The sequence below is a fragment of the Niveibacterium sp. COAC-50 genome, from assembly GCF_013184235.1.
Taxonomy (GTDB): Bacteria; Pseudomonadota; Gammaproteobacteria; order Burkholderiales; family Rhodocyclaceae; genus Niveibacterium; species Niveibacterium microcysteis.
Window position 1 is genome coordinate 41,931 of record NZ_JABCJM010000006.1, and the last position, 24,965, is coordinate 66,895.

The following is a 24,965-nucleotide window of genomic DNA, read 5'->3' on the forward strand; positions in this document are numbered from 1 at the left end:
TGAGCTAAAATGGCGGTTTGCCCCGATTTAGCGATTCGACATGCGCGCACGCCAGTTCTTCATCACGACCCTCAAGGAAGCCCCCGCCGACGCAGAAATCGTCAGCCACAAACTGATGATGCGGGCGGGCCTGATCCGCAAGCTCTCTGCCGGGATCTACAACTACATGCCGATGGGCCTGCGGGTGATCCGCAAGGTCGAGAACATCATTCGCGAGGAAATGAACCGCGCCGGCGCGGTCGAACTGGTGATGCCGCTGGTGCAGCCGGCCGAGCTTTGGCAGGAGACGGGCCGCTGGGACAAGATGGGCCCGGAGATGCTGCGCCTGAAGGACCGCCATGAACGCGACTTCGCGATGCAGCCGACCTCCGAAGAGGTGGTGACCGACATCGCCCGCCAGGAGCTGAAGAGCTATCGCGCGCTGCCGAAAAACCTGTACCAGATCCAGACCAAGTTCCGCGATGAACGCCGGCCGCGTTTCGGCATCATGCGTGGCCGCGAATTCATGATGAAGGATGCCTACTCCTTCGACCGTGACGTGGAAGCCGCAGGCAAGAGCTACGAGAACATGTATGCGGCCTATCGCAAGATTTTCGACCGCCTGGGCCTGACCTACCGCGCAGTGGCGGCCGACACCGGCGCGATCGGCGGCGATCGTTCGCATGAGTTCCAGGTGATCGCCGAAACCGGCGAAGATGCGATCGTCTACTGCCCGCAGTCGGATTACGCCGCCAACATCGAACTCGCCGAAGCCCTGCCGCTGCTGGCAGAGCGCGCGGCGCCCACGCAAGCCCTGAACAAGGTGCCGACGCCGGGCAAGAGCACCTGCGCCGATGTAGCCGCCCTGCTGGGCACCTCGCTCGCCAACACCGTGAAGTCCCTTGTGCTGGCGACCGATGAGGTCGACGAGACCGGCGCAATCGTGAAGAGCACCGTCTGGCTGCTGCTTGTCCGCGGCGACCACGATCTGAACGAAGTGAAGGCCGGCAAGGTCGACGGATTGAAGGACGGCTTCCGCTTCGCGACCGAAGCCGAAATCGTCGAGCACTTCGGCTGCAAACCGGGATACCTCGGTCCGGTCGGACTCAAGAAGCCGGTCAAGATCGTCGCCGACCGCACGGTGGCCTTGATGAGCGACTTCATCACCGGCGCGAACGAAGTCGACTTCCACATCGCTGGCGTGAACTGGGGTCGCGACCTGCCGGAACCGGACGTCGTTGCCGACATCCGCAACGTGGTGGAAGGCGACGCCTCGCCGGACGGCAAGGGCACGCTCGCGATCCAGCGCGGCATCGAAGTAGGTCATGTGTTCTACCTCGGCACCAAGTACTCCAAGGCGATGAACGCCACCTTCCTCGACGAGGACGGCAAGCCGAAGCACTTTGAGATGGGCTGCTACGGCATCGGTGTGACCCGCATCCTCGGTGCTGCGATCGAACAGAACCACGACGCCCGCGGCATCATCTGGCCGGATTCGATCGCGCCCTTCACCGTCGCGATCTGCCCGATTGGCTACGACCGAGCGGAAGACGTGAAGGTCGCGGCCGATGCGCTATACGCGGAACTCACGGCTGCCGGCATCGACGTGATCCTGGATGACCGTGGCGAGCGCCCGGGCGCGATGTTTGCAGACTGGGAGCTGATCGGCGTGCCGCACCGTGTGGTGCTCTCCGACCGTGGGCTCAAGGAAGGCCAGGCCGAATACCAGGGCCGTCGTGACGCCGAAGCGACGAAAGTCGCAGTCACCGAGCTGGCGGCCTTCGTGAAAGCGCGCGTCGGGTCGTAAACAAAGCTATGCGCATGAAACCGCTCCACGCCCTGCCCTTGGTAATCGCCCTGCTCGCTCCGGCCGCATTCGCCGGTGCACAGCGGGAAGAAGACCTATCGGCGAGCGTGCGCGCGGCGCTGCACGGCGCGGTGTCGGACCGCGCCGCGCCGGAGCCGATCTTCCCGAGCCCGGTCGAACGCGTGACCTGGATCAGCGAGATGTCGCAACGCCTGATCAAGCGCATGCCGGATCCGAAAGAGCGGATCGACTTCCTCAAGACGGTCTACTACGAAGCACAGCGTGCGGGCCTCGATCCGCAACTGGTGCTTGGCCTGATCCAGGTCGAGAGCGGATTCAAGAAGTACGCGGTGTCGGGTGTCGGCGCGCGCGGCTACATGCAGGTGATGCCGTTCTGGGTGCGCCAGATCGGCACGCCGGATCAGAATCTGTTCCATATCCGCACGAACCTGCGCTACGGCTGCACGATCCTGCGCCACTACCTCGACATCGAAAAGGGCGACCTGTACCGCGCGCTCGGGCGCTACAACGGCAGCCTCGGGCGGCCAGAGTACCCGAACATGGTGCGGGCGGCCTGGGAGCGGCAGTGGGGCTGGCAGCCGGTCGGCAAGGTCGCGCAGCAGACGCTGCCAACGCGGAACTAGAAGCCCGGCCAGAACTTGGGGCGGCGATGGAATAAACCGGCGCCCCCAGGTGTTTGTGAGGTACCCACCCACGGAAGGACACCGCCATGCGCACAGCTCTCGCCTGCCTCTGCACCGCAGCCCTGCTTCTCACCGGCTGCGCCACGACGACTACCAAGGCACCGACGCCCGCAACCGTGCGGGACGGCATCCTGACCAGCCATTCCGGCATGACGCTCTACACCTTTGACAAGGATGGCGCCGACAGCGGCAAGAGCGTGTGCAATGGCCCCTGCGCCACCAACTGGCCGCCGATGTACGCCGCGCCCGACGCCAAGGGCGGTGGCGACTGGAGTGTGATCAAGCGCGACGACGGCAAGCCGCAGTGGGCCTGGAAGGGCAAACCGCTGTACTTCTGGAGCAAGGACGCGAAGGCCGGCGACCGCACAGGCGACGGCTTCAACGGCCTCTGGCATGTCGTGAAACCCTGAGCTGAAGCGGCGCTCGTGCTGTCGCACGCAGAACTGGTCGCCGAAATCCCGCGCCTGCGCCGCTACGCGCGGGCGTTGGCCGGCGACCGCACGCGCGCCGACGACCTGGTGCAGGACACGCTGCAACGCGCACTAGAGCGCGCTGGGCAATGGCAAGGCGGTAATGCGCGTGCCTGGCTGTTCACCGTGATGCACCGGATCTGGCTCAACCAGGTCCGCCGTCCTGCGATTGAACAGGACGAGGGTGAAGACGGTTTGCCCGATTCACCAATCAGCCCCTTGCAGGACCGCTGGGGTGACAGGCGCGACCTGGAGCAGGCGCTCGCGCTGCTGCCCGATACCCAGCGCGAGGTACTGCTGCTCGTGGCGCTGGAGGAGTTCCACTACGACGAGGCGGCCGAGGTACTTGGCATTCCGGTCGGCACCGTGATGAGCCGCCTGTTCCGTGCGCGCGAACAATTACGCCGCCTACTTGGCGGCGAAGCGCTCCCGCAACCTGCTCTCAAGCGGGTGAAGTGATATGAGCCAGCAAGACACCCCAATTTCCACCGACGAACTGCAAGCCTGGGTCGACCGTCAGACCGATGCCGAGGCCTCGGCCCGTATCGCCACGATCGTTGCGCAGGATGCCGTACTGGCCGCACGCGCCAGCGCCTGGGCCAGCCAGCGCAACGCGCTGCATGCAGCCTATGACGCGACGCTCGACGAGCCGATTCCGCAACGCTTGCTCGATGCCGCCCGCCCGCCACGGCCACGCTGGCCGCTGCAGCTTGCCGCCGCGCTTGCCTGTGTCGCACTCGGTGGCGTACTGGGTTATGCACTGCCCCGCCCGGCCGCCACACCGGCTGCAGGCGACCCGCTTGCCGGCCTGCCACGGGCGGCCGCCATCGCGCATGCGGTGTATGTGCCAGAGGTGCGGCATCCGGTCGAGGTCGGCGCCGAACAGCAGACGCATCTGGTCGCATGGCTCAGCAAACGGCTCGGCAGCCCGCTGACCGTGCCCGAACTGGGCGCAAGCGGGTTCATGCTGGTCGGCGGGCGCCTGCTGCCCGGCAGCGAAGGCGGCGCAGTGGCGCAGTTCATGTACCAGAACGAGGCCGGCCAACGGCTTACGCTGTATGTGCGGCACAACGCCGCGTCGCCGGAGACCGCCTTCCGCTTCGCGGCGGAGAAGGAGCTGTCGGTGTTCTACTGGGTCGATGGCGGCATGGGCTATGCACTCTCGGCCAAGCTGCCGCGTGAAGCGCTGCTGCAGATTGCCGAACTGGTCTATCGCCAGCTGCAACGGGGCGGCGCGCCGGGTTGAACGCAATCGCGAGGCTCTGGTCGGAGGGGATGTAAGGTCGCGGCCCCAGCGCCGGTCATCTTAAGCAGGATCCGCCTGCGCGCCTGCACCAGGCCTGCTGCACCGCCCTACCGACGTCACGGAGACACCCATGCTCATCCGCATTCAGGACGACGCGCACCCGATCGCGCCGTCCGAAATCACCAGCGAATCGCTCTATCGCGGCCGGCGAGACTTCGTCCGCGCCGCCGGCCTTGGCGGCATTGCGTTCGCAGCGCCCACCGCCTTCGGCGCCGCGCCCTTCGGCAGCGTCCAGAAGAGTCCGTTTTCCACGGATGAGAAGCCCACGCCGCAGAACAGCATCATCAGCTACAACAATTACTACGAGTTCGGCACCAGCAAGGACGACCCGGCGCGCAACGTGGGCCGCTTCAAGACGCGGCCGTGGACGGTGCGCGTCGAAGGGCTCTGCGCCAAGCCACGCACCTTTGCGATCGACGATCTGCTGAAGCTGGCGCCGATTGAGGAACGCATCTACCGGATGCGCTGCGTCGAAGGCTGGTCGATGGTGATTCCGTGGAACGGCTTTCCGCTCGCGAGCCTGCTCAAGCAGGTCGAGCCACTCGGAAGTGCAAAGTTCGTCGAGTTCACAAGCGCCGCCGATCGCGCCAGCATGCCGGGCCTCGCACTGCCCGTACTCGACTGGCCCTACACCGAGGGCCTGCGGCTGGATGAAGCCATGCATCCGCTGACCCTGCTTGCGCTGGGCCTCTATGGCGAAGAGTTGCTGGCGCAGAATGGCGCGCCGTTGCGGCTGGTCGTGCCATGGAAATACGGCTTCAAGGGCGCCAAGTCGCTGGTTCGGATCCGCCTCACCGACAAACAGCCGGGCACGGCCTGGAACAAGGCGGCGCCGAACGAGTATGGCTTCTATTCGAACGTCAATCCCGAGGTGGACCACCCGCGCTGGAGTCAGGCGAGCGAGCGCCGCCTGGGCGAGTTCGGCAAGCGCAAGACACTGCCTTTCAACGGCTACGCCGAGCAAGTCGCCAAACTCTATGCCGGCATGGATTTGAGGAAGTTCTACTGATGCAAACCGCAACGCGCCGCCCGACGGCCCCGGCCCGCAACGCCCCCCGCGGGCCAAGCAACGCACAGCTCACGCTCGCCAAACTTGCGCTGTTCATGCTGTGCCTGCTGCCGCTTGGCTGGTATCTGAACGGGCTGTGGCACGACCAGCTCGGCGCCAACCCGATCGAAGCCATCACGCGCGCCAGCGGCGAATGGACGCTGCGCCTGCTGCTCGCCACCCTCGCGGTCACCCCGCTGCGCCGGCTCACCGGCTGGCACTGGTTGATCCGGCTGCGCCGCATGCTTGGCCTGTTCGTGTTCTTCTACGCCAGCCTGCACCTGGCCACCTATGTGTGGCTCGACCAGTTCTTCGACTGGGCTGCGATCGCGAAGGACATCGTCAAGCGCCCCTTCATCACCGTGGGGTTTGCCGCCTTCGTGCTGCTGGTGCCGCTCGCCGCAACCTCCAGCAACTTCGCGATCCGCCGACTTGGCGGCCGGCGCTGGCAGGCGCTGCATCGTTCGGTCTACGCGATCGGCGTGCTGGCGGTGTTGCACTTCTGGTGGCTGGTAAAGCGCGACGTCACCGAGCCGCTGATTTATGGCCTGATCCTCGCGCTGCTGCTCGGCGCCCGCGCCTGGTGGCGCGAGCAGGAACGCCGCCGGCAACTGGCGCCGCGTGCCGCACCGCTGGGCAAACGCATCATCCCGATCGTGCAGCGCTGAGTTCAGCGCTGGTCGGCAGCCGCGACGCAATGCGCAATGCATGGCGCCGCGGCGCAGTACACTCCGCGGCGACTCTTTTTTTTCAAAGCCGCCATGCGCCTCGCCCCTCACGCTGTTCTCGCGCTCTTGCTGAGCGCCGGCCTGCTTGCCGCCTGCAAGCCCAACGCCTCCGCCACGAGCACACCGGCCACGACCACTGCGCCGGCAAGCAGCGCCGCCCCGGTCGTCGATCTGCTGCCAGGCGCACAGTTGCTGCTGGAGCGCTATCGCAAGCTGATCGTGCTGCTGGCGGACGAGCGCGCAATGAGCGACAAGGAGCGCGCCGCCGCCAATCAGGTCGGCCAGGCGCTGTTCCACGAGAACCTCGCCGACCGCGCGAAACTGGAAGCGCAGATCGCCGAGTTAACGACCACCGGCAACGACCGTCGCTTCGAGACCTTCGAAGCGCTGCTGGCACAGATTGAATCCGGCAAAGGGCTGTTCGATGCCGACCGCCTCGCCTACCGCGAACTGCTCAAGGCGCTGGAGCTCAGCCTGCAGCAGGATTCCACGCTGCCGGCGATCAAACTGCACAAACGCGTCGGCGAAGACCTCGACGCCATGCAGGAGATCGAACACCAGTACGACAAGGAGCTACGGCAGGTCTTCGACCGTTTCGATACGCGCGCGATCACGCTCAAACGCGAGAAGTGGGACGACTACCTCGCGCACCTTAAGAAGCTGTACTCGCGCGAACAGATCATGAAGGACTACGGGCAGATCGTGCCCTACCCCGCCGCCAAGGGGGATGATGACGACCAGGAAAAGCCCGTATTCGGTTACGACCTGCCGCCCAAGACGCTGGTGCTGACCTTCGACGATGGCCCGCACAACGCCTACACCGAAGAGATCGCCGCGATCCTCAAGCAATACAACGCGCCAGCGGTGTTCTTCGAGGTCGGCAACAACCTCGGCACGGTGTCCGACGCAGGCAAGGCCCAGCTCGGTGCGCGTGCGAGCGTCGCAAAGCGGCTGAAGGCGGATGGCTATGTGCTGGCCAACCATAGCTACAGCCATGCACAGTTGTCGAAAGCGTCGGGCGACCCGCTGAAAGCCGAGATCAGCCGCACCGACCTGCTGCTGAAGGCAGTCGACCCGGCGCCGTCCGGCCTCTTCCGATTCCCGTATGGGGCAAGCAGCCGCGAGGCAATGAACGAACTGGCCGCGCTGAAACTGCGTTCGATCATGTGGAACATCGATTCGCTGGATTGGGCCGACCCGGTGCCCAACTCGATCGCCGACCGCGTGCTCAAGAGTGTCGCCAAGGAAGGTCGCGGCATCATCCTGTTCCACGACATCCACGAGCGCACCGTCACCGCGCTGCCCAAGATCCTCGAACAGCTCACGGCCGAGGGCTACCGCTTCGCCGGCTGGGATGGCAAGGGCTTTACCGCCGCGAGCGCGCCCGCCTCGCAGGCGGAGGAGAAGACCACCGTCACGACCGGCTACGAGGATTCATGGGCAGTCGTCGTCGGCATCGACAACTACGCCAAATGGCCCAAGCTGCAGTACGCCGCACGCGACGCCGACGCGATCCGCCAGACGCTGATCGACGAATTCGGCTTCGCCAGCGAACGGGTTTTCAGCTTGAAGAACGGCGAGGCAACGCGCAACGCGATCCTCTCGACGTTCCACGACCGGCTCGCCCACGGCGGCGTGAAGAAGAACGACCGCATCTTCGTGTTCTTCGCCGGCCACGGCGCGACCCGCAAGCTCAGCTCCGGCCGCGATCTGGGCTACATCATCCCGGTTGATTCCGACCCGGCCCAGATGGCGTCCGACGCGATCCCGATGACCGAGATCCAGAACATCGCCGAGAGCCTCACGGCCAAGCATGTGCTGTTCGTGATGGATGCGTGCTACAGCGGGCTCGGGCTCACCCGAGGCGGCGGCAACAACAGTTTCCTGAAGGAGAACGCACGTCGCATTGGCCGCCAGATGCTCACCGCGGGCGGTGCCGACCAGTTGGTGGCGGACGGTGGCCCCGGCGGGCATTCGGTGTTTACCTGGACGCTGCTGCAAGCGCTGGGCGGCAAGGCCGATCTGAACGGCGACGGCTTCATTACCGGCACCGAACTGGCGGCCTACATCGCCCCGGCCGTGGCCGGTATCTCGCAGCAGACACCAGCCTTCGGCAGCCTGCCCGGCTCGCAGGGCGGTGAGTTCGTGTTCCAGCTCAAGTCCGGCAACGAGTTCCTCAGCCCGAGCACCGAACAGCTGCCACGCGACGCCGTTGCGCTGAACCAGAAACTCGCCGAAGCCGCGCCCACCGTTGCCAGCAGCGCGCCGGTCGTGGTGAAGGATCTGCAAGGCAACGAAACCAAGCTGGCGGTACCGAAACCGGTCGCGGCGAACGCTCGCCAACTGGCGCAACGCGCCAACGACCGCGGGCTGCAGTTGTACCGCGAGCAGCAGTACGCCGCCGCTGAGGCGCAGTTCACCGAAGCACTCAAGCAGCGCCCGGACTTCGCACTGGCCGCGAACAACCTCGGCTTCATTTACCTGAAGCAGCAGAAGTACAAGGAGGCGGCGCGCTGGTTCGAGAACACGATCAAGATGGACCCCTCACGCGCGATTGCCTACCGCAACCTGGGCGACGCCTGCGCGCAATCGGGCGACAAGGACTGTGCGCGCAAGGCCTTCGGCACCTACCTGGAACTCGCCCCCAGCGGCAGCGGCTCGGATTACGCCCGCCAACAGCTCAGCCAGCTCTGATCTGACGATCCCGGGGCGCGCCGGACCAGGGGCCGCCCCGAGCGCCCGCGGGCGGTTCCCGTCCGGCGGGGACGCGAATCGCATGGCGAGGGGCACGCCGGCCTTCTACGATCAAGGTAGCTGCAGGCGATGGCCTGCCCTGACGAGGATCGTCTCATGTCCGAAACTGCCCGCCCGGACGCGCCGCCCACCGTTTCACCCGGCCGTTGGTACCCGCTGGGCGCCACGCTGACGCCGGAAGGCGTCAACTTCGCCCTCTACTCACGCAACGCCACCCGCGTGCTGCTGCACCTGTTCGACGAACCGAATGGCCCGGTCACCACCGTGCTCGAGCTGACAGAGCGCGAACGCTACGTCTGGTACGGATTCGTGGCGGGGATCAAGGCGGGCCAATGCTATGGCTACACCGTCGATGGCCCGTTCGACCCCGCCAATGGCATGCGCTTCAACCCGTACAAGCTGTTGCTTGACCCCTACGCACGCGCGATCACCGGCAAGCCGGTGAATACGGACAACCTACTGCTCGCCTACGACCCGCATTCGCCCTTGAAGGATCTGTCGTTCGACGCGCGGGACAGCAGCGCGGCGATGCCCAAAGCGATTGTCGTGGACTCGCACTTCGACTGGGGCAAGGACAGACCGCCCGCGATACCCTTCGAGCAGATGGTGATCTACGAAGCGCATGTGAAGGGCTTTACCGCAGACCCCGCGTCCGGCGTCAAAGCACCGGGCACCTACCTTGGCTTCATCGAGAAGATCCCCTACCTCAAGTCGCTCGGTATCAATGCAGTGGAACTGCTGCCGGTGCACGCCTTCCATGCGGAGGACTTCCTGACCGCGCGGGGGCTGACAAATTACTGGGGCTACAACACGCTCGCCTTCTTCGCGCCCGAGCCAAGCTACAGCACCCGCCACACGCCCGGTTGTGAAGTAGCCGAATTCAAGACCATGGTGAAGGCGCTGCACGAAGCCGGCATCGAAGTGATTCTCGACGTGGTCTACAACCATAGCGCCGAAGGCAGCGAACTTGGGCCCACGCTCTCGATGCGCGGCATCGACAACCGCAGCTACTACGGCCTGCTGGGCCCGGCCGACGCACCCGCCCGCTTCTACGACAACACCACCGGCTGCGGCAACACGCTCGATTTCTTCAGCGCTGCGGTGATCCGCATGGTGATGGATTCGCTGCGCTATTGGGTCAAGGTGATGCATGTCGATGGCTTCCGCTTCGACCTTGCCTCCGTGCTCGGCCGCGAACGCGGCGGCTTCCAGCGCTCGGCGTCGTTTTTCGATGCCGTAGCGCAGGATCCGGTGCTCTCACGCGTGAAACTGATTGCCGAGCCCTGGGATCTGGGGACATACGAGGTCGGCAACTTTCCGGTGGACTGGTCGGAGTGGAACGGCCGCTTCCGCGACACGATGCGCCGCTTCATGCGCGGCGATCCCGGCCAGCTCGGCAGCATGGGCCGACGCGTCACCGGGTCCGCCGACCTCTACGGCGATGATGGGCGTTCGGCCTACAACAGCGTCAACTTCATCACCTGCCACGATGGCTTCACGCTGAACGATCTGGTCAGCTACAACCAGAAGCACAACGAGGCCAACCTCGAAGACAACCGCGACGGCGCGAGCGACAACATCTCGTGGAACTGTGGCGTGGAAGGCCCCACCGAGGACCCCGCGATCGAGCGCTTGCGCAGCCAGTTGATCCGCAACCACCTGTGTGCGCTGTTCTTCTCGCTCGGTACACCAATGCTGCTGGCGGGCGACGAGGTGCGCCGCACCCAGCGTGGCAACAACAACGCCTACTGCCAGGACAACCCGCTCGCCTGGTTCGACTGGGGTGCGGTCGAACGCAACGCCAGCCTGCTGCGCTTCACCCGCAACGCGATTGCGTTGACGCGGCGCTACACCGTGCTGCAACGGCGCAAATTCCTGCTCGGGCGCGACATGAACTGCGACGGTGTCGCCGATATCAGCTGGTTCGGCACCGACCTGAACCCGCCGCGCTGGGACGACCCGCAAGCCCGCACGCTCTGCTACAGGCTCGACGGTGGCGAGATCATCTCGCCTGCCGGCCGCTATTACCTCTTCTTCATCCTCAACGCCGACAGCCAACTGCAAGACGTTCGCTTGCCGCCAGCGGGCGACGGCATGCGCTGGTATCGCATCATCGACACGAGTCTTCCGGCCGACGAGGATTTCGCCGAAGCAGGTGCCGAAGTGCTGCTTGAGCCCGACGACCACTACCTCGCCAACCCGCGTTGCACAGTCGTGCTGATCTCACGTTGACGCGTGCCGGCGGCGCGCGGCTCAAGTCGCGCGCCGCCTTGCCGATAGCCTTGCGGTAACGGGCAGCGTTCGGCATGCCCGATCAGACAGGAGCGCGGTGAGTGGCAGTCAGCACAGAGCCATTCGATGTCCTCAGACGCGGCACGATGGCCCTGCTGGCACTCTATGGCGTGCTGGTGTTAGGAGCGTCGCTGGCGTTGCTGCTGCCAGCACCTGCACACAGCGAACTGTGGCTGAACCCAAGCGCAGGCGGCATGGCGCTGGCTGCGGCGCTGGCCCTCAGTTCGCGTATTACCAATGCCCCGCGTTTGCGCGCTGCGACCCTTCTGGTGGTGGCTCTAACGCTCGTTCCACTGGTGCTCGCCTGGCCGCCTGCCAGCCTGGCAAGCCGCCTGTGGCCGGAAGCTTCTCGCTCGTGGCCGGCCATCCTTTGCGCCGCGGCGTGGGCTATCTGGGCCTGGACGCTTCAGCGCCCCGCTCCGCGGCTTGCCCGGTTACTGACCCCGGCCGCCGTGACGCTGGTCTGTGGCGGCGCGCTTGTCATTGCCAGCAACCACATCCACCTCGATCTGATGTACGGGCAGCGCGCGCTGCGCCCTCAAGCGCTTCCGCTCGCCGGTGCGATGTTCATGCTCGCGATCCTGCTGCTGCGCGAGCGTTCGCGGATGCGGCCAGGGGAGCAGCGCGAAGAGTCGCTGATCAGCCGTATCGGCCTCGGGCTGCTGACGATGATCGCCTTCGCCACCGGGCTGATCAGCTTCGCGGCGCTGCAGGCAGAGCTGGAGACGGCGCTCTACCAGCATCTTGAGGCGACGCTGCAGACCCGGCAGTTCGTCTTCTATTCGGCACTCGACGCGCTGCATCTGAACTCGGCGCCGCTGGTTCGCGATCGCCAGATCGGTGCGCTGCTGGCGCATGAAGCCGACAAGCCTGACGCCGCGACCGTGGCCAAGCTGCAGCAAATGGTCGACGAACTGCTACCGCCGGCGAACCCGTCGCAAACCGCCCGCGCCAGCATTGCGCGCGCGGTGTCGATCCGCAATGCGCGGGGGCAGGAACTGGCGCGTCATGGCGACTTTCTGGATGGCACCGTGTTGTGGTCAACAACCCGCCGGCGCAGTGATGTCAGCCTGCTGTGGCATCAGGGTGTGCCGTTCGCGCTGCAACGGCTGGACATTGAGGACGCCCAACGCAATCGCGTCGGCGAGATCGTGATCCAGCACGCGGTGCCGGCGTGGGAGCAACTCGCCGAGACCGATTTCGACCTCGGCAACACCGGGCAGATGGCCATTTGCGGGCTCTATCAAGGGGCTGTGCGCTGCCTCCGCTCGCGTAATCCGGAAGCGCTGTGGATGCCGCGCGATACCGCCGTACGCAGCTTCATCGACGCCGCCACGCTATACGGCGAGGCGGGCGACTCCAGCACGCCACAACTGCTGCGCGACGAGCAAGGGCGCACGGCAGTAATCGCCTATCGGCCGATGGGGCGCTTGAATCTATCGCGCAAGGTCAGCAGCAATGGCTTGATGATGTTGATCACCGTTGATGCGCAGGAATTCTATGCACCGCTGCGCCGGCTGTTGCACCGCGTGCTGCTGTTTGCGCTGCCCACGATTCTGCTCGGCGGCTGGCTGCTGACCGCGCTGATCCGCCCCCTGGTGCGGGCTTTGCGCGACAAGCAGGCACGTTTCCGCGAGCTGACCGAACTCTCGTCGGACTGGTACTGGACGATGGATGCCGATCTGCGCTTGGTCGAGATCGTCGGCAAGGGCCTCGCCGACGCCGATATTCGCCCCGCGGACTGGGTCGGGCACACGCTGGAGGGTCTGCCGCTCAGCACGGACGACGCAAGCGGCCTCGCCCCGCTGCTCGCGCGCATGACGCGCCACGCGCCCTTCCATGCGGTGGCACTCAGGCTCCAGACCCAGCCCGACGGGCCGCTGCGCTACCTGGAGCTTTCCGGTGCGCCGCAGTTCCTGCACGGCCGCTTCGTCGGCTACCGCGGCGTCGGCATCGACGTAACCGAGCGCCGCGTGGCCCAGCAGCATTTGCAGCGCGCCGAACAGGAGCTGATGCGCAGCGAGAAGCTGGCCTCGCTTGGGCGCCTTGTCGCAGGTGTCGCACACGAACTCAACACGCCGCTCGGCAACGGCATCACCGCAGCCAGCAGCCTGGCCGGCGAGTTGCGCGACTTCGGCCGGACGATCGAAGGCGGTAGCCTGCGCCGCAGCGCACTTCAGGATTTCACCAACCTCGCGCAGCAGACGGTGAGCCTGATCGAACGGTCGCTCTCGCGCGCCGCGCATATCGTGCAGCAGTTCAAGCAGGTGGCGGTCGACCAGTCGACCGAGGGGCGTCGCCACTACCTCTTGCACCAGGTGACCGACGAGTTGTTCAGCCTGCTGCAGCCGCGCCTTCGGCCGCAGGGCGTGGCGCTGACCATCGCGATCGCCCCGGATATCGAGATGGATGGCTACCCCGGCGCGCTGGAGCAGGTGATCGAGAACCTTGCGATGAATGCGCTGATCCACGCCTTCGATGGCCGCGCCGACGGCGAGCTCGAAATCGCTGCACACCGCAGTGGCGCCGACCACGTGCGCCTTGTCGTGCGCGATAACGGCCGCGGCATGAGCGACCGGGAACTGGCGCGCGCCTTCGAGCCCTTCTTCACCACCCGCCTTGGCACTGGCGGCAGCGGCCTCGGGCTCTACATCGTGCACACCATCGTGTGCGATGTACTGGGCGGCAGCGTGACGCTGGACAGCGCACCCGGCGCCGGTTGCATCGTTACGCTCGAACTACCACTCGCCGCGCCCTGATCACCGAAGCCGCGCCCTCGCGCCGCCACCACTTTGCGGGTGCCGGTTCAAGTGCATCGCCACCTTGCCGTTAGTTAAGCTTGCGGACAAATACAAAGAGATTCGCTGTCCCGACTCGCATCGGCAAACAGCCCGCAACCACGACGCCAATCCGGGAGGGGGAGCATGGGACATCACATACCGCGGCTGGGCCTGCTCGCGCTGGCCGCTCATGCCTGCTGCGCCGCTGCGCAAGCCCCCGACGATGCTTCAGTGCTGGAACTCGACCTTGGCCAGCTTGGCAACGTAACGGTTCCACAAAGCGCAACGATCACGCCGACCACCTCGCGTCGCGTGCCAGCCTCGGTCACCGTGATCGATCGCCAGATGATCCGCGACACCGGGGCGCGCAATCTGTTCGATCTGCTTGAGACCTACGTACCCAGCTTCCACTACCTGCCGCACCATTGGGAAGCCCCCCACATGGGCATGCGAGGGCTGATCGGTGACCGCGACGACAAGTACCTGATCGTGCTGAACGGGCGCGTCTTGAACGAGCGGACCCATTTCGGTGCCATGAGCGAACGCGATCTGCCGATGCTCGACGATATCCAGCGCATCGACGTCGTGCGCGGCCCCGGCTCGGTGGTGTACGGCCCGGGTGCGGTGTCGATGGTGATCAGCATCCAGACGGAAAGCTTCAGTGACGCGAGCGGCGACGCCGCCACGGTGAAACTCGGTGCGATCGAGCAGTTCCAGAGCCTGGAAGCGAAGAAGACCATCGCGATCGGCGAACGACACGGCCTGCTGCTGTATGCCGGTATCGCCAACTACGAAGGCGCCGAACCCGACGATGCGCCAGTGGTGTACGGCAACACCTTCAATACCGCCTGGGGCCAGCAGGTGAAGGCCGGCGAACCCGCCCCGTTCGATTACCCCGACAACCATGCAGCCTTCCGCGGGCAACCCAAGCTCAAGCTGCATGCGGACTACCAGCTCGACAACTTCCGCGCCTGGCTGCGCTATACCCGGGGTGGCGAGGAGCTGGCTTGGGAGCACAAGGTGTTCGGCACCAAGCCGATCGGGTCGGCAGCCCCCGGCACGCCGCAGTCGGCGATACCCGACCAGGGCGTCGGCTACCAGCAGCTCACGCTGGACATGTCGCAACGCTGGACGCTGAGCCCGGCGATGTCACTTGAGCTCAAAGGCGGCTACGACACGTTCGACTACCAGCGTGTGTTCGCCAACGTCGCCGCACCCTGGAACCAGGTCGAAAGCCACCGCGAAGAGCAGTACCTGCTGCGCGCCACGCTCAGCGGTCAGGCGAGCGAAACGCAGTCGCTGGCTGCCGGCGCCGAATACACCTATTCCCGCTACGGGCTGGCCAGCCCCGGCTATCCGGACGCGCCGCCCTACTCCTCGTCACTCGGCCTGATGTCTGAATGGGGTTCGGCCGCCTACGGCGTGTTTGCCGAACATCAGTGGCAGGTATCGGACACCCTGACCAACTTCCTCGGCCTGCGCGCCGACAAGGACGACTACACCGAGTGGATGTGGTCGCCGCGATGGTCGCTGGTGTACGCGCCAACCGAAACCGACACCTTCAAATCGGTCCTCAGCCGCTCGGTGCGCAAGAACAACGCCGAAGAGCTGCGCAAACAGCATCTGGCCGGCCAGCTCTCGACGCCAGAGCAGTTGCAAGGGGTGGAATTGATCTACCAGCATGCGTTCTCACGTGCGCTGCGGCTTGATCTCTCGGCGTACTACAACGACGTCGAGGTGATCGGCTTCAATTCCACCACCCTGGCGCCCACGCCAGTCGCGAACTTCACCTATGGCGGGGTGGAACTTGAACTCGAGTACAAGACCGACGCGCTGCGCCTGAGCTTCTCGCACGCCTATACCAAGCTCGATCACTTCGAAGTCGAGCCCGGCGCGCGCCAGAAGATCTCGGTCGCCAATCTCGGCTATGGCAACGACCTGAGCAACTGGAGCAACCACATGACCAAGCTCGCCGCCGTCTGGCAGGCGAACGAGGATTGGCGTGTCAGCGGCGCGCTGAGGGTGTTCTGGGGCTACCCCGGCTCGCAGGACACCACTCAGGCCACCAACGACATCAACAGCAGGATCATTCCGGGCCCGTATTCCAGCACCGCAGTGTCCGACCCCGGCTATACCGACAGCTTCCAGGAGGCGGTATTCCTGGACCTCGGCGCGTCCTGCCGGGTGTTCGGGCGCGATACGCTGGCGTTCAACGCCTACAACGTGCTCGGCTGGATCGATTCGAAATACAACAAGCGCATGTACCTGATCGATGTGAGCAACTACCGCGCCGAGGCGCCAGCCGTCGCGCTGACCTACCGTCATGCCTTCTGAACCGGACTCGCGCTACATCCTCCATCCCCTGCATCCGACTGCACGCGTGCGCAACCACGCCCACCGCTAGCCCGATGTCACGCTGCGCTCGCCTGATCCGCATCGGCGTCCTCGCCACGGCACTTTCAGTGCAGGGCGTCGTCGCCCATTCGGCGCCGCTCGATGCGCAGGTCAAGGCGGCCTATCTGATCAATTTCACCCGCTACATTGTCTGGCCGTCCACCGCGGGGCATATGCTGTGCCTCGTCGGTGCCGACGAGGTGGCGGACTGGCTGGAGCGCAATCAGGGCAAGAGTGGGCTGCCGGTGCGGCGCCTGCTCGAACCCGCGGAAGTGGAAGGTTGCACCGTGCTGTTCCTGGGCCGTGACAGCACACAGACACGCAATTGGCTCAACGCAGCGCGCGACCGCGCGATTCTCACGGTGAGCGAACAGGGTGGCTTTCTTCAGAAAGGCGGCGTGATCAATCTGATCCCCCAGGGCAACACCCTGCGCTTCGAGGTAAACCTCGACAGTGCCGTGCGTGCCAAGCTGCAATTCAGCTCCCGGCTGTTGGCGCTGGCCGCCCATGTTGAAGGGGGCGGTCAATGAAGCTCGAACGGCGCCTGATCCGACTGAGCGTTGGCGTGCTGCTGCTGGGCGTGGTGCTGCATCTGGCGCTATTGCTGGCCTACGAGCAAAGCACCTATCGCGACCGCATCCTGCAGGACCTGCGCGGGCGCGCCGAAATCCTTGCGCTCAACAGCGCGGCCGCGATCTCGTTTGACGATGCCCGTGCCGCCGACGAGAACCTTCAAACGCTGCGCACCAACCCGAGTGTGACCCTCGCGTGCCTCTATGGCGAGCGCGGGCGCATCGTGGCGACATACCGGGTCGGTAGCCGTAGCCCCTGCCCGCCGCTCGAAGGTGTCGTGCAAATTCCAGGGGCGATCCGCCATGTCGAACCGATACGGGTACAAAGCCAGACCATCGGTCACCTGCTGCTGCAGGAGCGCCTGCCATCACTGGCCGAGCGGCTGCCACGTTACGGGTTGATGCTGTCGAGCAGCATCGCGGTGGAGGCCCTGCTGGTGCTGGTGATGGTGCTGACGCTGCGCGCCCGGGTGATCCAGCCGGTGAACGAACTCGCGGCACTCGCTGCGCATGTGACCGAGGCGCGCGACTACGCCCAGCGCATCCGGGTTCACGGCAACGACGAGATCAGCGAACTGGGCACGGCGGTCAACCGGATGCTGGCGGCAATCGAAGAACGTGCGGTCGCCTTACGCGAGAGCGCTCAACTGCTGCAGGCCCTGATCGACCACGCCCCCGCCACCATCACGATGAAGGGCGGCGACGGCCGCTACTTGCTGGTGAACGAACAGTTCGCCCGCCAGGTCGGGCAGCCGGCCGAGCGCATCCTGGGGCAACGCGACGACACGCTGTTCCCACCTCAGCTCGCACGACTACGGGAAGAACTGGATCACGCGACGGTGCTCGCCGGCAGCGCTCAACGGCATGAAGAAGAGTTCGGTGATCGCACCTGGCTGACCGAACGCTTTGCGCTGCGCAACACCGCGGGTGAGATCTACGCCGTCTCCGCGATCTCCACCGACATCACCGACCAACGCGAAACACAGGCATCGCTGGCCGACGCGCTGGCGCGACTAACCGAACTCAACGAGTCACTTGAAAGCCGCGTCGCGCAACGCACCACGGAACTCAAGCAGGCGATGGAACAGCTCGTTCAGAGCGAGAAGCTTGCCGCGCTCGGCAGCCTCGTCGCCGGCATTGCACATGAACTCAACACACCGATCGGCATGGTCGTCACCGCGTCCTCAAGCATGGCGGATCTCGCGCGCAGCTTCTCCGCGCAGGTTGCGGACAACCGCGTCTCGCGCAGCGGCTTCCAGCGCTTCCTCGACGATCTGGCGATCGGCATGTCGCTGATCGAAAACAACAGCCTGCGCGCTGGCAGCCTGATCAACGACTTCAAGCAGGTGGCGGTGGACCAGACCAGCATGCGGCGCCGCAGCTTCCAGCTCGACGAGCTGATCGACAACACGCTGCACGCACTCGGCCCGTTGTTCAAACACTCGCAGCACCGGATCGAAAGCCGCGTCGAAGCCAACCTCGAATGCGACAGCTTCCCCGGCGCGATCGAACAGATCCTCACGAACCTGATCCAGAACGCGCTGATACACGGGCTGGCGAACCACCCGGGTGGCCTGATCGAGCTCGAAGCGCACCGGGACGGCGACGCGGTCGTGCTGGAACTCAGCGACAACGGCTGCGGCATTGCGTCGCAGCACCTGGCCCAGATCTTCAACCCCTTCTTCACCACCCGCCTGGGCGAAGGCGGCAGCGGACTCGGGCTGTACATCGTGCACAACCTTGCCGGCGGCATCCTCGGCGGCAAGATCGAAGCCTTCAGTACCGAAGGCGCTGGCGCCCGCTTCCGCCTCAGCTTCCCGCTCGTCGCTCCGCGACGGGTCAAGGCGCCAAACTAGCTTGCCGATTGAATGGGGTTACGCTGGGCCGATTTGGGGCGGAACGCCTTCACGACCGCTTCGTCGGTTTCGATGTACGGACCGCCGATCAGATCGATGCAGTACGGCACGGCGGCGAAGATGCCGGGTACGCGGATACTGCCGTCGGGGTTACGAGCACCCTCAAGGGTTTCGCGGATCGCCTTGGGTTGGCCCGGAAGGTTCAGGATCAGGCTCTGACCGCGGATTACACCGACCTGGCGAGAAAGGATCGCGGTTGGCACGAAGGCAAGACCGATCTGCCGCATCTGCTCGCCAAAACCGGGCATCACCTTGTGCGCAACCGCAAGCGTGGCCTCGGGTGTGACATCACGCGGCGCCGGGCCGGTGCCACCGGTCGTCAGGACCAGATGGCAGCCGGCAAGGTCGCACAGCTCGATCAGCGTGGCTTCGATGACAGCCTGCTCATCGGGAATCAGCCGCGTTTCCGACTGCCACGGACTCCGCAGCGCGGCGCCGAACCATTCCGTCAGCGCTGGCAGGCCCTTGTCTTCATAGACCCCGGACGAGGCGCGATCGCTGATCGAAACCAGGCCGATGCGCAGCGTATCGCTCATGCCTCGTCGTCCTCGCCGCCCTCTTCGCCTGCGCTCTGCGCTTCGCCGTCGTCGGCGTACTCGAAGTCGCGCAGGATGCGGAAGATCTCGCGATAAGCGCGCGGCGGCTTGGCCGCTTCGCGTTCCTTGATGGCGTTGCGGCGCAGGTTACGCAGATGCTGCAGATCGGCGTCCGGGTAGGCCGCGGCGATATCGCCGAGCGTGCCTTCGTCTTCCAGCAAGCGTTCGCGCAGGCGTTCGAGCTTGTGCTGGCGGGCGATCTCGGCGCGCGACACGCCGGCGAAGGCATCCAGCGCCTCGCGAATCGGCGCAGGGTCGACCTCACGCATCAACTTGCCGATGTACTGCAGCTGGCGCCGTTTGGCTTCGTGCTTGCCGACACGGGCGTATTCGAGGATCGCGTCGTGCAGGCGCTCGGGCAAAGGCACCTTGGCGAGGCGCGCGGGCGACAGCGCTACGAGCTCAGCCCCCATGTCCTGCAGCTTGTGCATGTCGCGCTTGCGTTGCGATTTGCTGGGGCCGTCGTACTCGTCCGAGTCGTCGTCATTCTGGTGTTGTGGATTGCGGTGCATGGAGTTTCCGAAGGCGATTTGGCCACATGAACGTAAAATTATAGCTTTCGACCCGACGGATGCCCCGGCATGGCCACTTCAAATGGATTCAGCTTCACCCAGGATGCACTGCGCGAGATTGCCGCCGATGTGCTGAAAAGTGCCAAGGGCCAAGGCGCATCGGCCTGCGACGTCGATGTTTCGGAGGGTTGGGGGCATTCGGTCAGCGTGCGCCAGGGGGAAGTCGACACGCTGGAGTACCACCGCGACAAGGGCATCTCGGTCACCGTGTACCTGGGGCAACAGCGCGGTCACGCAAGCACAACCGATTTCGCTCCGCAGGCGCTGCGCGATACCGTGGCCGCGGCGGTATCGATCGCCCGCTTCACCGCCAGCGACCCGGCGGCGGGTTTGCCCGACCCGGATCAGCTGGCACGTGAGCCGCGCGAGCTGGATCTCTTCCACCCTTGGGCGACCGACGTGGATGCTTCGATCGAACTCGCCCGGCGCTGCGAGGCCTCGGGTTTTTCGGTCAGCGAACTCGTCACGAATTCCGAAGGGGCGAGCGTATCGACGCAGCAGACCCAGTTTGTATCGGCAAACAGCCTGGGCTTCTGCGAGGGCTATGCGACCACACGTCATGGTCTTGGCTGCTCAATGATCGCGGGCGAAGGCGATGGCATGCAGCGCGATGACTGGTACGTCACCCGGCGCAACGCGCTCGATCTGCCGGCCCCGGAAGCGATCGGCGACTATGTGGCGCGCCGCGCTCTGTCTCGCTTGAACGCCCGCAAGTTGAACACCTGCGAGGTGCCGGTGCTGTTCGAAGCCCCGCTGGCCGCCGGCCTGCTGGGGCATTTTGTCAGCGCAGCGAGCGGCGGCAGCCTCTACCGGCGCAGCTCATTCCTGCTCGACACCCTCGGCACCCAGGTGTTCTCGGATGCGGTAACGCTGCTCGAAGACCCGTTCATTCCCGGCGGCCTGGCCAGCAGCTGGTTCGACGACGAGGGTGTCGCGACCGCGCGCCGCGAAGTCGTCACGCGCGGCACGCTCAACGGCTGGTTCCTCGGCAGCTACTCGGCACGCAAGCTGGGCCTGAAGTCCACCGGTAACGCCGGCGGCTGCCACAACCTGATCCTGCAGCCCGGCAAGCTCGGCCTGACCGGCTTGCTCAAGAAAATGGGGCGTGGGTTGTTTGTCACTGAACTGCTGGGCCATGGCGTGAATACCGTAACCGGCGACTACTCCCGCGGGGCGGCCGGCTACTGGGTTGAGAACGGCGAAATCGCCTACCCGGTGCACGAGATCACGATTGCCGGCAACCTGCGCGACATGTTCCGCGACATCGTCGCCTGCGGTAACGACATGCTTGTGCGTGGCTCGAAACAATGCGGATCGGTGCTGATTGGCAACATGACGGTTGCCGGCGACTGAGCGAGCGCACTGGCAACCCCATGCCCCGCGAGGGGTTGCCGAATTTCTTACGAGAGCCTTACAGGACAAGGCTCTCGCGGCGCCCGCGCTGCGCCAAAACCACACTTCACCTTTGCGCAATAGCTCTCGTATAGTCGCGACGTTCCCACACGAACAACCCCATAACAGGAGAGGAGACAACGTGGAACGTCGCTCATTTTTGAAGAACGCTGGCGCCGGCCTTGCCGCAGGTGCCGCCGCCGTCGCCGGCCCGGCGATGGCCGCCGAGTTGCCCACCATCAAGTGGCGGCTGGCATCAAGCTTCCCCAAGAGCCTGGACACGATCTACGGTGCCGCCGAGACGATGGCCAAGCGCGTCGCGGAAGCCACCGGCGGTAAGTTCCAGATCCAGGTATTCGCGGCGGGCGAGCTGGTTCCCGGCCCCGGCGTGCTCGACGCGGTCAAGGATGGCACGGTGGAAATCGGCCATTCGGCGTCGTACTACTTCGTCGGCAAGGATCCGACCTTCGCCTTCGACACGGCACTGCCATTCGGCCTCAACAGCCGCCAGCAGACGGCCTGGATGATGCAAGGCGGCGGCTTGCAGTTGCTGCGCGAGTTCTTCAAGGACTACAACATCTACAACATCCCATGCGGCAACACCGGGGTGCAGATGGGCGGCTGGTACCGCAAGGAAATCAAGACGGTCAAGGATTTCGAAGGCCTCAAGATGCGCATCGGTGGCTTCGCCGGCAAGGTAATCGCCAAGTTGGGCGCCGTACCGCAACAGATTCCGGGCGGCGACATCTACCCCGCCCTCGAAAAAGGCACCATCGACGCCGCCGAGTGGGTTGGCCCCTACGACGACGAGAAGCTCGGCTTCAACAAGGTCGCCAAGTTCTACTACTACCCGGGTTGGTGGGAAGGCGGCCCGCAGCTGTCGGTCTATGTGAACCAGAAGCAGTGGGAGTCGCTGCCGAAGGAATACAAGACGATTCTTGAAGACGCCTGCCTCTACGCACACGCGGACATGCAGGCCGAGTACGACGCGAAGAACCCGCTCGCGTTGAAAAAGCTCGTCGCGACCGGCACACAGTTGCGGCCCTTCAGCGCGGAAATCATGGCCGCGTCCTACAAGGCGGCCTTCGAGCTGTATGAGGAAACCGCGGCCAGCAACCCGAAATTCAAGAAGATCTACGACGCTTGGAAGAAATTCCGCGACGATCAGATCCTCTGGTTCGGCGTCGCAGAGAGTCGCTACGACAACTTCCTGCAGCAGCAACGAAGCGGCGCGAAGAAGTAGCCGCGTTCAGCCCGGCAACGAAGAAACCCCGCCACGGCGGGGTTTTCTTTTCCTCTTAGGTGAGGCTACCGAGTATTGGAGGCTCATCGCACCGGCAACCAGGGCCGACCATAGACGTTTGGCAATTGGCTGTGCGCTCCGCGCCGAACCCGAATTGCAACGCTGCATCGGCCCCGCCGCCGGGATCCTCCGCGGTCGCGTCAATCCGACTGGCAGCCGGGCCCGCTCGCGCTATCCTTGCGGCCGACACCGGCACACGCTGCACCAACGCCCCCTCGGCGCGCATCGCGCCACCTACTGGAGAACACGTACTTGGCTCGCTCACGCGCCGTGAAGATTCATACCCCCGCCGAACTCGCCCAGGCGCGCAAGGCAGGCGAACTCGCAGCCGCCGTGCTGGCGATGATCGCCCCGCATGTGCGGCCAGGCGTCACCACCGACGAACTCGATCGCATCTGTCACGACTACATCACCGGCCCGCTCGGCGCGATTGCGGCGAATGTGGGTTACGGCGGTTTCCCCAAAACGATCTGCGCGTCGGTGAATCATGTGATCTGCCACGGGATACCGAACGATCGCCCTCTGGCTGACGGCGACATCCTCAACATCGATGTAGCCGTGAACAAGGACGGTTGGTTCGGCGACACCAGCCGCATGTACTTCGTCGGCGAACCGAGCAAGCAAGCCCGGCGATTGGTGCGCAACGCCTTCGATGCGATGTGCGCTGGCATCGAAGCGGTGAAACCGGGCGCGACGCTCGGCGATGTGGGGCATGCGATTCAGACCGTCGCCGCGCAGGCCGGGCACAGCGTTGTGCGCGACTACTGCGGCCACGGTATCGGGCAGATCTATCACGATGCACCCGAGGTCCGCCACTATGGCCGACGCGGCGAAGGCCTGGTTCTGGAGCCGGGCATGCTGTTCACCATCGAGCCGATGATCAATGCGGGCAAGGCCACCTCCGTCCTGCTCGCGGACGGCTGGACCGTAGTGACCAAGGATCGTTCGCTGTCCGCACAGTGGGAACACATGGTGGCGGTGACCGAGACCGGATTCGAGATTCTCACGCCCTGGCCCGACGGTCAGGGCGACTACCCCGCAATCGGCTGAATGCGCTGAATCGCCGTGCCGCGCGGGAGCGCATCGCAAAAGAAATTTCTCGCTGGTTCGGAACTTTTGCAAAATGCTACTGACTGAGTAGCTAACAAAGGGGAGTAGCTCCCGATCGGATGTTCGTCATGACGCAGCCCGTGGCAGGGTTGCCGGGCATCCGGGCAGCACGTGCCGACGCGCGGTTGCGAGCAAGACCTTTGCCGTTACCGGCAAAGGTCCGTCCTGAAATGAACGGCCTGACCGGCGACGGACAGGCCGTTTTCATTTCGACGTTTTCTCAGGAGCTTCAGATGGCAACAATCGGTACCTGGTGGATGTGGGCGGGCTTCTTCGTGCTCGTACTCACGTTCATCCTGATGGACCTCTTTCTGCTCGGCGGCCGTAAGGCGCACAAGGTGGGCTTCAAGGAGGCGGCCGGCTGGTCAGTCTTCTGGGTCAGCGTGGCAATGGGTTTTGCGGCGGCGCTCTGGTTCTGGCTGGACGCCACGGTTGGCCGCGAAGTGGCGAACCTGCGCGCGACCGAATTCGTCACCGGTTACCTGATCGAAAAATCGCTCGCCGTCGATAACGTCTTCGTGTGGCTGATGATCTTCAGCTACTTCGCCGTGCCGGTTGAATACCAGCGGCGTGTGCTGCTCTACGGCGTGGTCGGCGCAATCGTGCTGCGTACCGTGATGATCTTCGCCGGTGCAGTACTGATCGCCAAGTTCCATTGGATCCTCTACCTCTTCGGCGCTTTCCTGATCGTTACCGGCATCAAGATGCTGATCGTGTCGGAAGGCGAGGCGGACCTGTCGAAGAACCCGGTGTTGCGCTGGATGCGCGGCCATCTGCGGATCACCGACCGGATCGAGGATGAATCCTTCACGCTGATCCGTGACGGCGTCCGCTGGTTCACCCCGATGTTCGTCGTGCTGGTGCTGGTCGAAATTTCGGACGTGATCTTCGCGGTCGATTCGATCCCGGCGATCTTCGCAATCACCACGGACCCGTTCATCGTGCTGACCTCGAACATCTTCGCGATCCTCGGCCTGCGCGCGATGTACTTCCTGCTCGCCGACATGGCGGACCGCTTCGTGTATCTGAAGCATGCGCTGGCGCTGGTGCTGCTGTTCATCGGCACGAAGATGATGATCGTGGAGTGGTACAAGGTGCCGATCGGCATCTCGCTCGGCGTCGTTGCAGCGATCATCACAACCGGCGTGGTGCTCAGCCTGATGGCGACCCGCCGCAGCGCCGCAAAGCTAACCCAGCACTAATCAGAAAAAAGGCCCGCGAATCTCGCGGGCCTTTTCATTT

General features: G+C 64.8%; 19 protein-coding genes. 17 read left to right on the forward strand and 2 right to left on the reverse strand.

What is annotated here, in order from left to right; translation table 11 throughout:
• The first annotated feature begins 40 nt into the window (after positions 1–40).
• The 13 genes from HH302_RS18620 to HH302_RS18680 all read left to right on the forward strand — a co-directional run bounded on the left by HH302_RS18620 (position 41) and on the right by HH302_RS18680 (position 18,690).
• Entirely contained in the window at positions 41–1,786 is a 1,746-nt protein-coding gene (locus HH302_RS18620; protein WP_172203856.1) for a proline--tRNA ligase, read from the forward strand.
• A gap of 14 nt (positions 1,787–1,800) precedes the next feature.
• Positions 1,801–2,430, forward strand: a complete 630-nt coding sequence (locus tag HH302_RS18625; protein WP_172203858.1) for a lytic transglycosylase domain-containing protein — start codon at positions 1,801–1,803, stop codon at positions 2,428–2,430.
• 86 nt (positions 2,431–2,516) lie between these two features.
• Positions 2,517–2,900: a hypothetical protein gene (locus tag HH302_RS18630; RefSeq protein WP_172203860.1), complete on the forward strand. Its 384-nt coding sequence runs from the start codon at positions 2,517–2,519 to the stop codon at positions 2,898–2,900.
• A 15-nt stretch (positions 2,901–2,915) separates the two neighbouring features.
• Positions 2,916–3,419 (forward strand): RNA polymerase sigma factor, encoded by a 504-nt coding sequence (locus tag HH302_RS18635; RefSeq protein ID WP_343073438.1) that lies wholly within the window; start codon positions 2,916–2,918, stop codon positions 3,417–3,419.
• A gap of 1 nt (position 3,420) precedes the next feature.
• On the forward strand, positions 3,421–4,206 hold the full coding sequence (locus tag HH302_RS18640) for an anti-sigma factor (protein ID WP_172203862.1): 786 nt from the start codon (positions 3,421–3,423) through the stop codon (positions 4,204–4,206).
• A gap of 130 nt (positions 4,207–4,336) precedes the next feature.
• Positions 4,337–5,275: a protein-methionine-sulfoxide reductase catalytic subunit MsrP gene (gene msrP / locus HH302_RS18645; RefSeq protein ID WP_172203864.1), complete on the forward strand. Its 939-nt coding sequence runs from the start codon at positions 4,337–4,339 to the stop codon at positions 5,273–5,275.
• Positions 5,275–5,982, forward strand: a complete 708-nt coding sequence (locus tag HH302_RS18650; RefSeq protein ID WP_172203866.1) for a protein-methionine-sulfoxide reductase heme-binding subunit MsrQ — start codon at positions 5,275–5,277, stop codon at positions 5,980–5,982. The genes msrP and HH302_RS18650 overlap by 1 nt, the downstream gene beginning before the upstream one ends.
• A 93-nt stretch (positions 5,983–6,075) precedes the next feature.
• Positions 6,076–8,736 carry a polysaccharide deacetylase family protein gene (locus HH302_RS18655; RefSeq protein ID WP_172203868.1) on the forward strand — a complete coding sequence of 887 codons (2,661 nt, stop codon included), beginning with the start codon at positions 6,076–6,078 and terminating at the stop codon, positions 8,734–8,736.
• A 156-nt stretch (positions 8,737–8,892) separates the two neighbouring features.
• Complete coding sequence (gene glgX / locus HH302_RS18660) at positions 8,893–11,028, forward strand: glycogen debranching protein GlgX (RefSeq protein ID WP_172203870.1); 2,136 nt, start codon at positions 8,893–8,895, stop codon at positions 11,026–11,028.
• 101 nt (positions 11,029–11,129) lie between these two features.
• A complete protein-coding gene (locus HH302_RS22800) occupies positions 11,130–13,847 on the forward strand; it encodes an ATP-binding protein (protein ID WP_172203872.1) in 2,718 nt (905 codons plus the stop codon).
• A gap of 165 nt (positions 13,848–14,012) precedes the next feature.
• Positions 14,013–16,202, forward strand: a complete 2,190-nt coding sequence (locus HH302_RS18670; protein ID WP_172203874.1) for a TonB-dependent siderophore receptor — start codon at positions 14,013–14,015, stop codon at positions 16,200–16,202.
• Positions 16,203–16,276: 74 nt separating this feature from the next.
• Complete coding sequence (locus tag HH302_RS18675) at positions 16,277–16,792, forward strand: YfiR family protein (protein WP_172203876.1); 516 nt, start codon at positions 16,277–16,279, stop codon at positions 16,790–16,792.
• Positions 16,789–18,690, forward strand: a complete 1,902-nt coding sequence (locus HH302_RS18680; protein WP_172203878.1) for an ATP-binding protein — start codon at positions 16,789–16,791, stop codon at positions 18,688–18,690. Before HH302_RS18675 ends, HH302_RS18680 begins: the two co-directional genes overlap by 4 nt.
• On the opposite strand, the gene mog is transcribed toward HH302_RS18680, so the two are convergent.
• Both mog and yjgA read right to left on the reverse strand, forming a co-directional pair.
• Entirely contained in the window at positions 18,687–19,286 is a 600-nt protein-coding gene (gene mog / locus HH302_RS18685) for a molybdopterin adenylyltransferase (protein ID WP_172203881.1), read from the reverse strand. The two genes, HH302_RS18680 and mog, sit on opposite strands and share 4 nt — an antisense overlap.
• A complete protein-coding gene (gene yjgA, locus HH302_RS18690; RefSeq protein ID WP_172203883.1) occupies positions 19,283–19,858 on the reverse strand; it encodes a ribosome biogenesis factor YjgA in 576 nt (191 codons plus the stop codon). The genes mog and yjgA overlap by 4 nt, the downstream gene beginning before the upstream one ends.
• A gap of 69 nt (positions 19,859–19,927) precedes the next feature.
• Here yjgA and pmbA point away from each other — a divergent pair, with 69 nt between their 5' ends.
• The 4 genes from pmbA (at position 19,928) to HH302_RS18710 (ending at position 24,925) form a co-directional block, all read left to right on the forward strand.
• Positions 19,928–21,271, forward strand: coding sequence for a metalloprotease PmbA (pmbA, locus tag HH302_RS18695; protein ID WP_172203885.1), 1,344 nt, complete (start codon positions 19,928–19,930; stop codon positions 21,269–21,271).
• Between the two features lie 181 nt (positions 21,272–21,452).
• The gene (locus HH302_RS18700) at positions 21,453–22,553 is read left to right on the forward strand and encodes a TRAP transporter substrate-binding protein (protein ID WP_172203887.1); all 1,101 of its coding nucleotides are present in this window, start codon (positions 21,453–21,455) and stop codon (positions 22,551–22,553) included.
• A 312-nt stretch (positions 22,554–22,865) separates the two neighbouring features.
• The gene (gene map / locus HH302_RS18705; protein WP_172203889.1) at positions 22,866–23,663 is read left to right on the forward strand and encodes a type I methionyl aminopeptidase; all 798 of its coding nucleotides are present in this window, start codon (positions 22,866–22,868) and stop codon (positions 23,661–23,663) included.
• A 293-nt stretch (positions 23,664–23,956) separates the two neighbouring features.
• Complete coding sequence (locus tag HH302_RS18710) at positions 23,957–24,925, forward strand: TerC family protein (protein ID WP_172203891.1); 969 nt, start codon at positions 23,957–23,959, stop codon at positions 24,923–24,925.
• Positions 24,926–24,965: the final 40 nt, after the last annotated feature.

Bases quoted from the DNA above. Each gene is read 5' to 3' on its own strand.
- HH302_RS18620 (WP_172203856.1), top strand. From the start codon at position 41: ATGCGCGCACGCCAGTTCTTCATCACGACCCTCAAGGAAGCCCCCGCC.
- HH302_RS18625 (WP_172203858.1), top strand. From the start codon at position 1,801: ATGAAACCGCTCCACGCCCTGCCCTTGGTAATCGCCCTGCTCGCTCCG.
- HH302_RS18630 (WP_172203860.1), top strand. From the start codon at position 2,517: ATGCGCACAGCTCTCGCCTGCCTCTGCACCGCAGCCCTGCTTCTCACC.
- HH302_RS18640 (WP_172203862.1), top strand. From the start codon at position 3,421: ATGAGCCAGCAAGACACCCCAATTTCCACCGACGAACTGCAAGCCTGG.
- msrP (WP_172203864.1), top strand. From the start codon at position 4,337: ATGCTCATCCGCATTCAGGACGACGCGCACCCGATCGCGCCGTCCGAA.
- HH302_RS18650 (WP_172203866.1), top strand. From the start codon at position 5,275: ATGCAAACCGCAACGCGCCGCCCGACGGCCCCGGCCCGCAACGCCCCC.
- HH302_RS18655 (WP_172203868.1), top strand. From the start codon at position 6,076: ATGCGCCTCGCCCCTCACGCTGTTCTCGCGCTCTTGCTGAGCGCCGGC.
- glgX (WP_172203870.1), top strand. From the start codon at position 8,893: ATGTCCGAAACTGCCCGCCCGGACGCGCCGCCCACCGTTTCACCCGGC.
- HH302_RS18670 (WP_172203874.1), top strand. From the start codon at position 14,013: ATGGGACATCACATACCGCGGCTGGGCCTGCTCGCGCTGGCCGCTCAT.
- HH302_RS18675 (WP_172203876.1), top strand. From the start codon at position 16,277: ATGTCACGCTGCGCTCGCCTGATCCGCATCGGCGTCCTCGCCACGGCA.
- HH302_RS18680 (WP_172203878.1), top strand. From the start codon at position 16,789: ATGAAGCTCGAACGGCGCCTGATCCGACTGAGCGTTGGCGTGCTGCTG.
- mog (WP_172203881.1), bottom strand. From the start codon at position 19,286: ATGAGCGATACGCTGCGCATCGGCCTGGTTTCGATCAGCGATCGCGCC.
- yjgA (WP_172203883.1), bottom strand. From the start codon at position 19,858: ATGCACCGCAATCCACAACACCAGAATGACGACGACTCGGACGAGTAC.
- pmbA (WP_172203885.1), top strand. From the start codon at position 19,928: ATGGCCACTTCAAATGGATTCAGCTTCACCCAGGATGCACTGCGCGAG.
- HH302_RS18710 (WP_172203891.1), top strand. From the start codon at position 23,957: ATGGCAACAATCGGTACCTGGTGGATGTGGGCGGGCTTCTTCGTGCTC.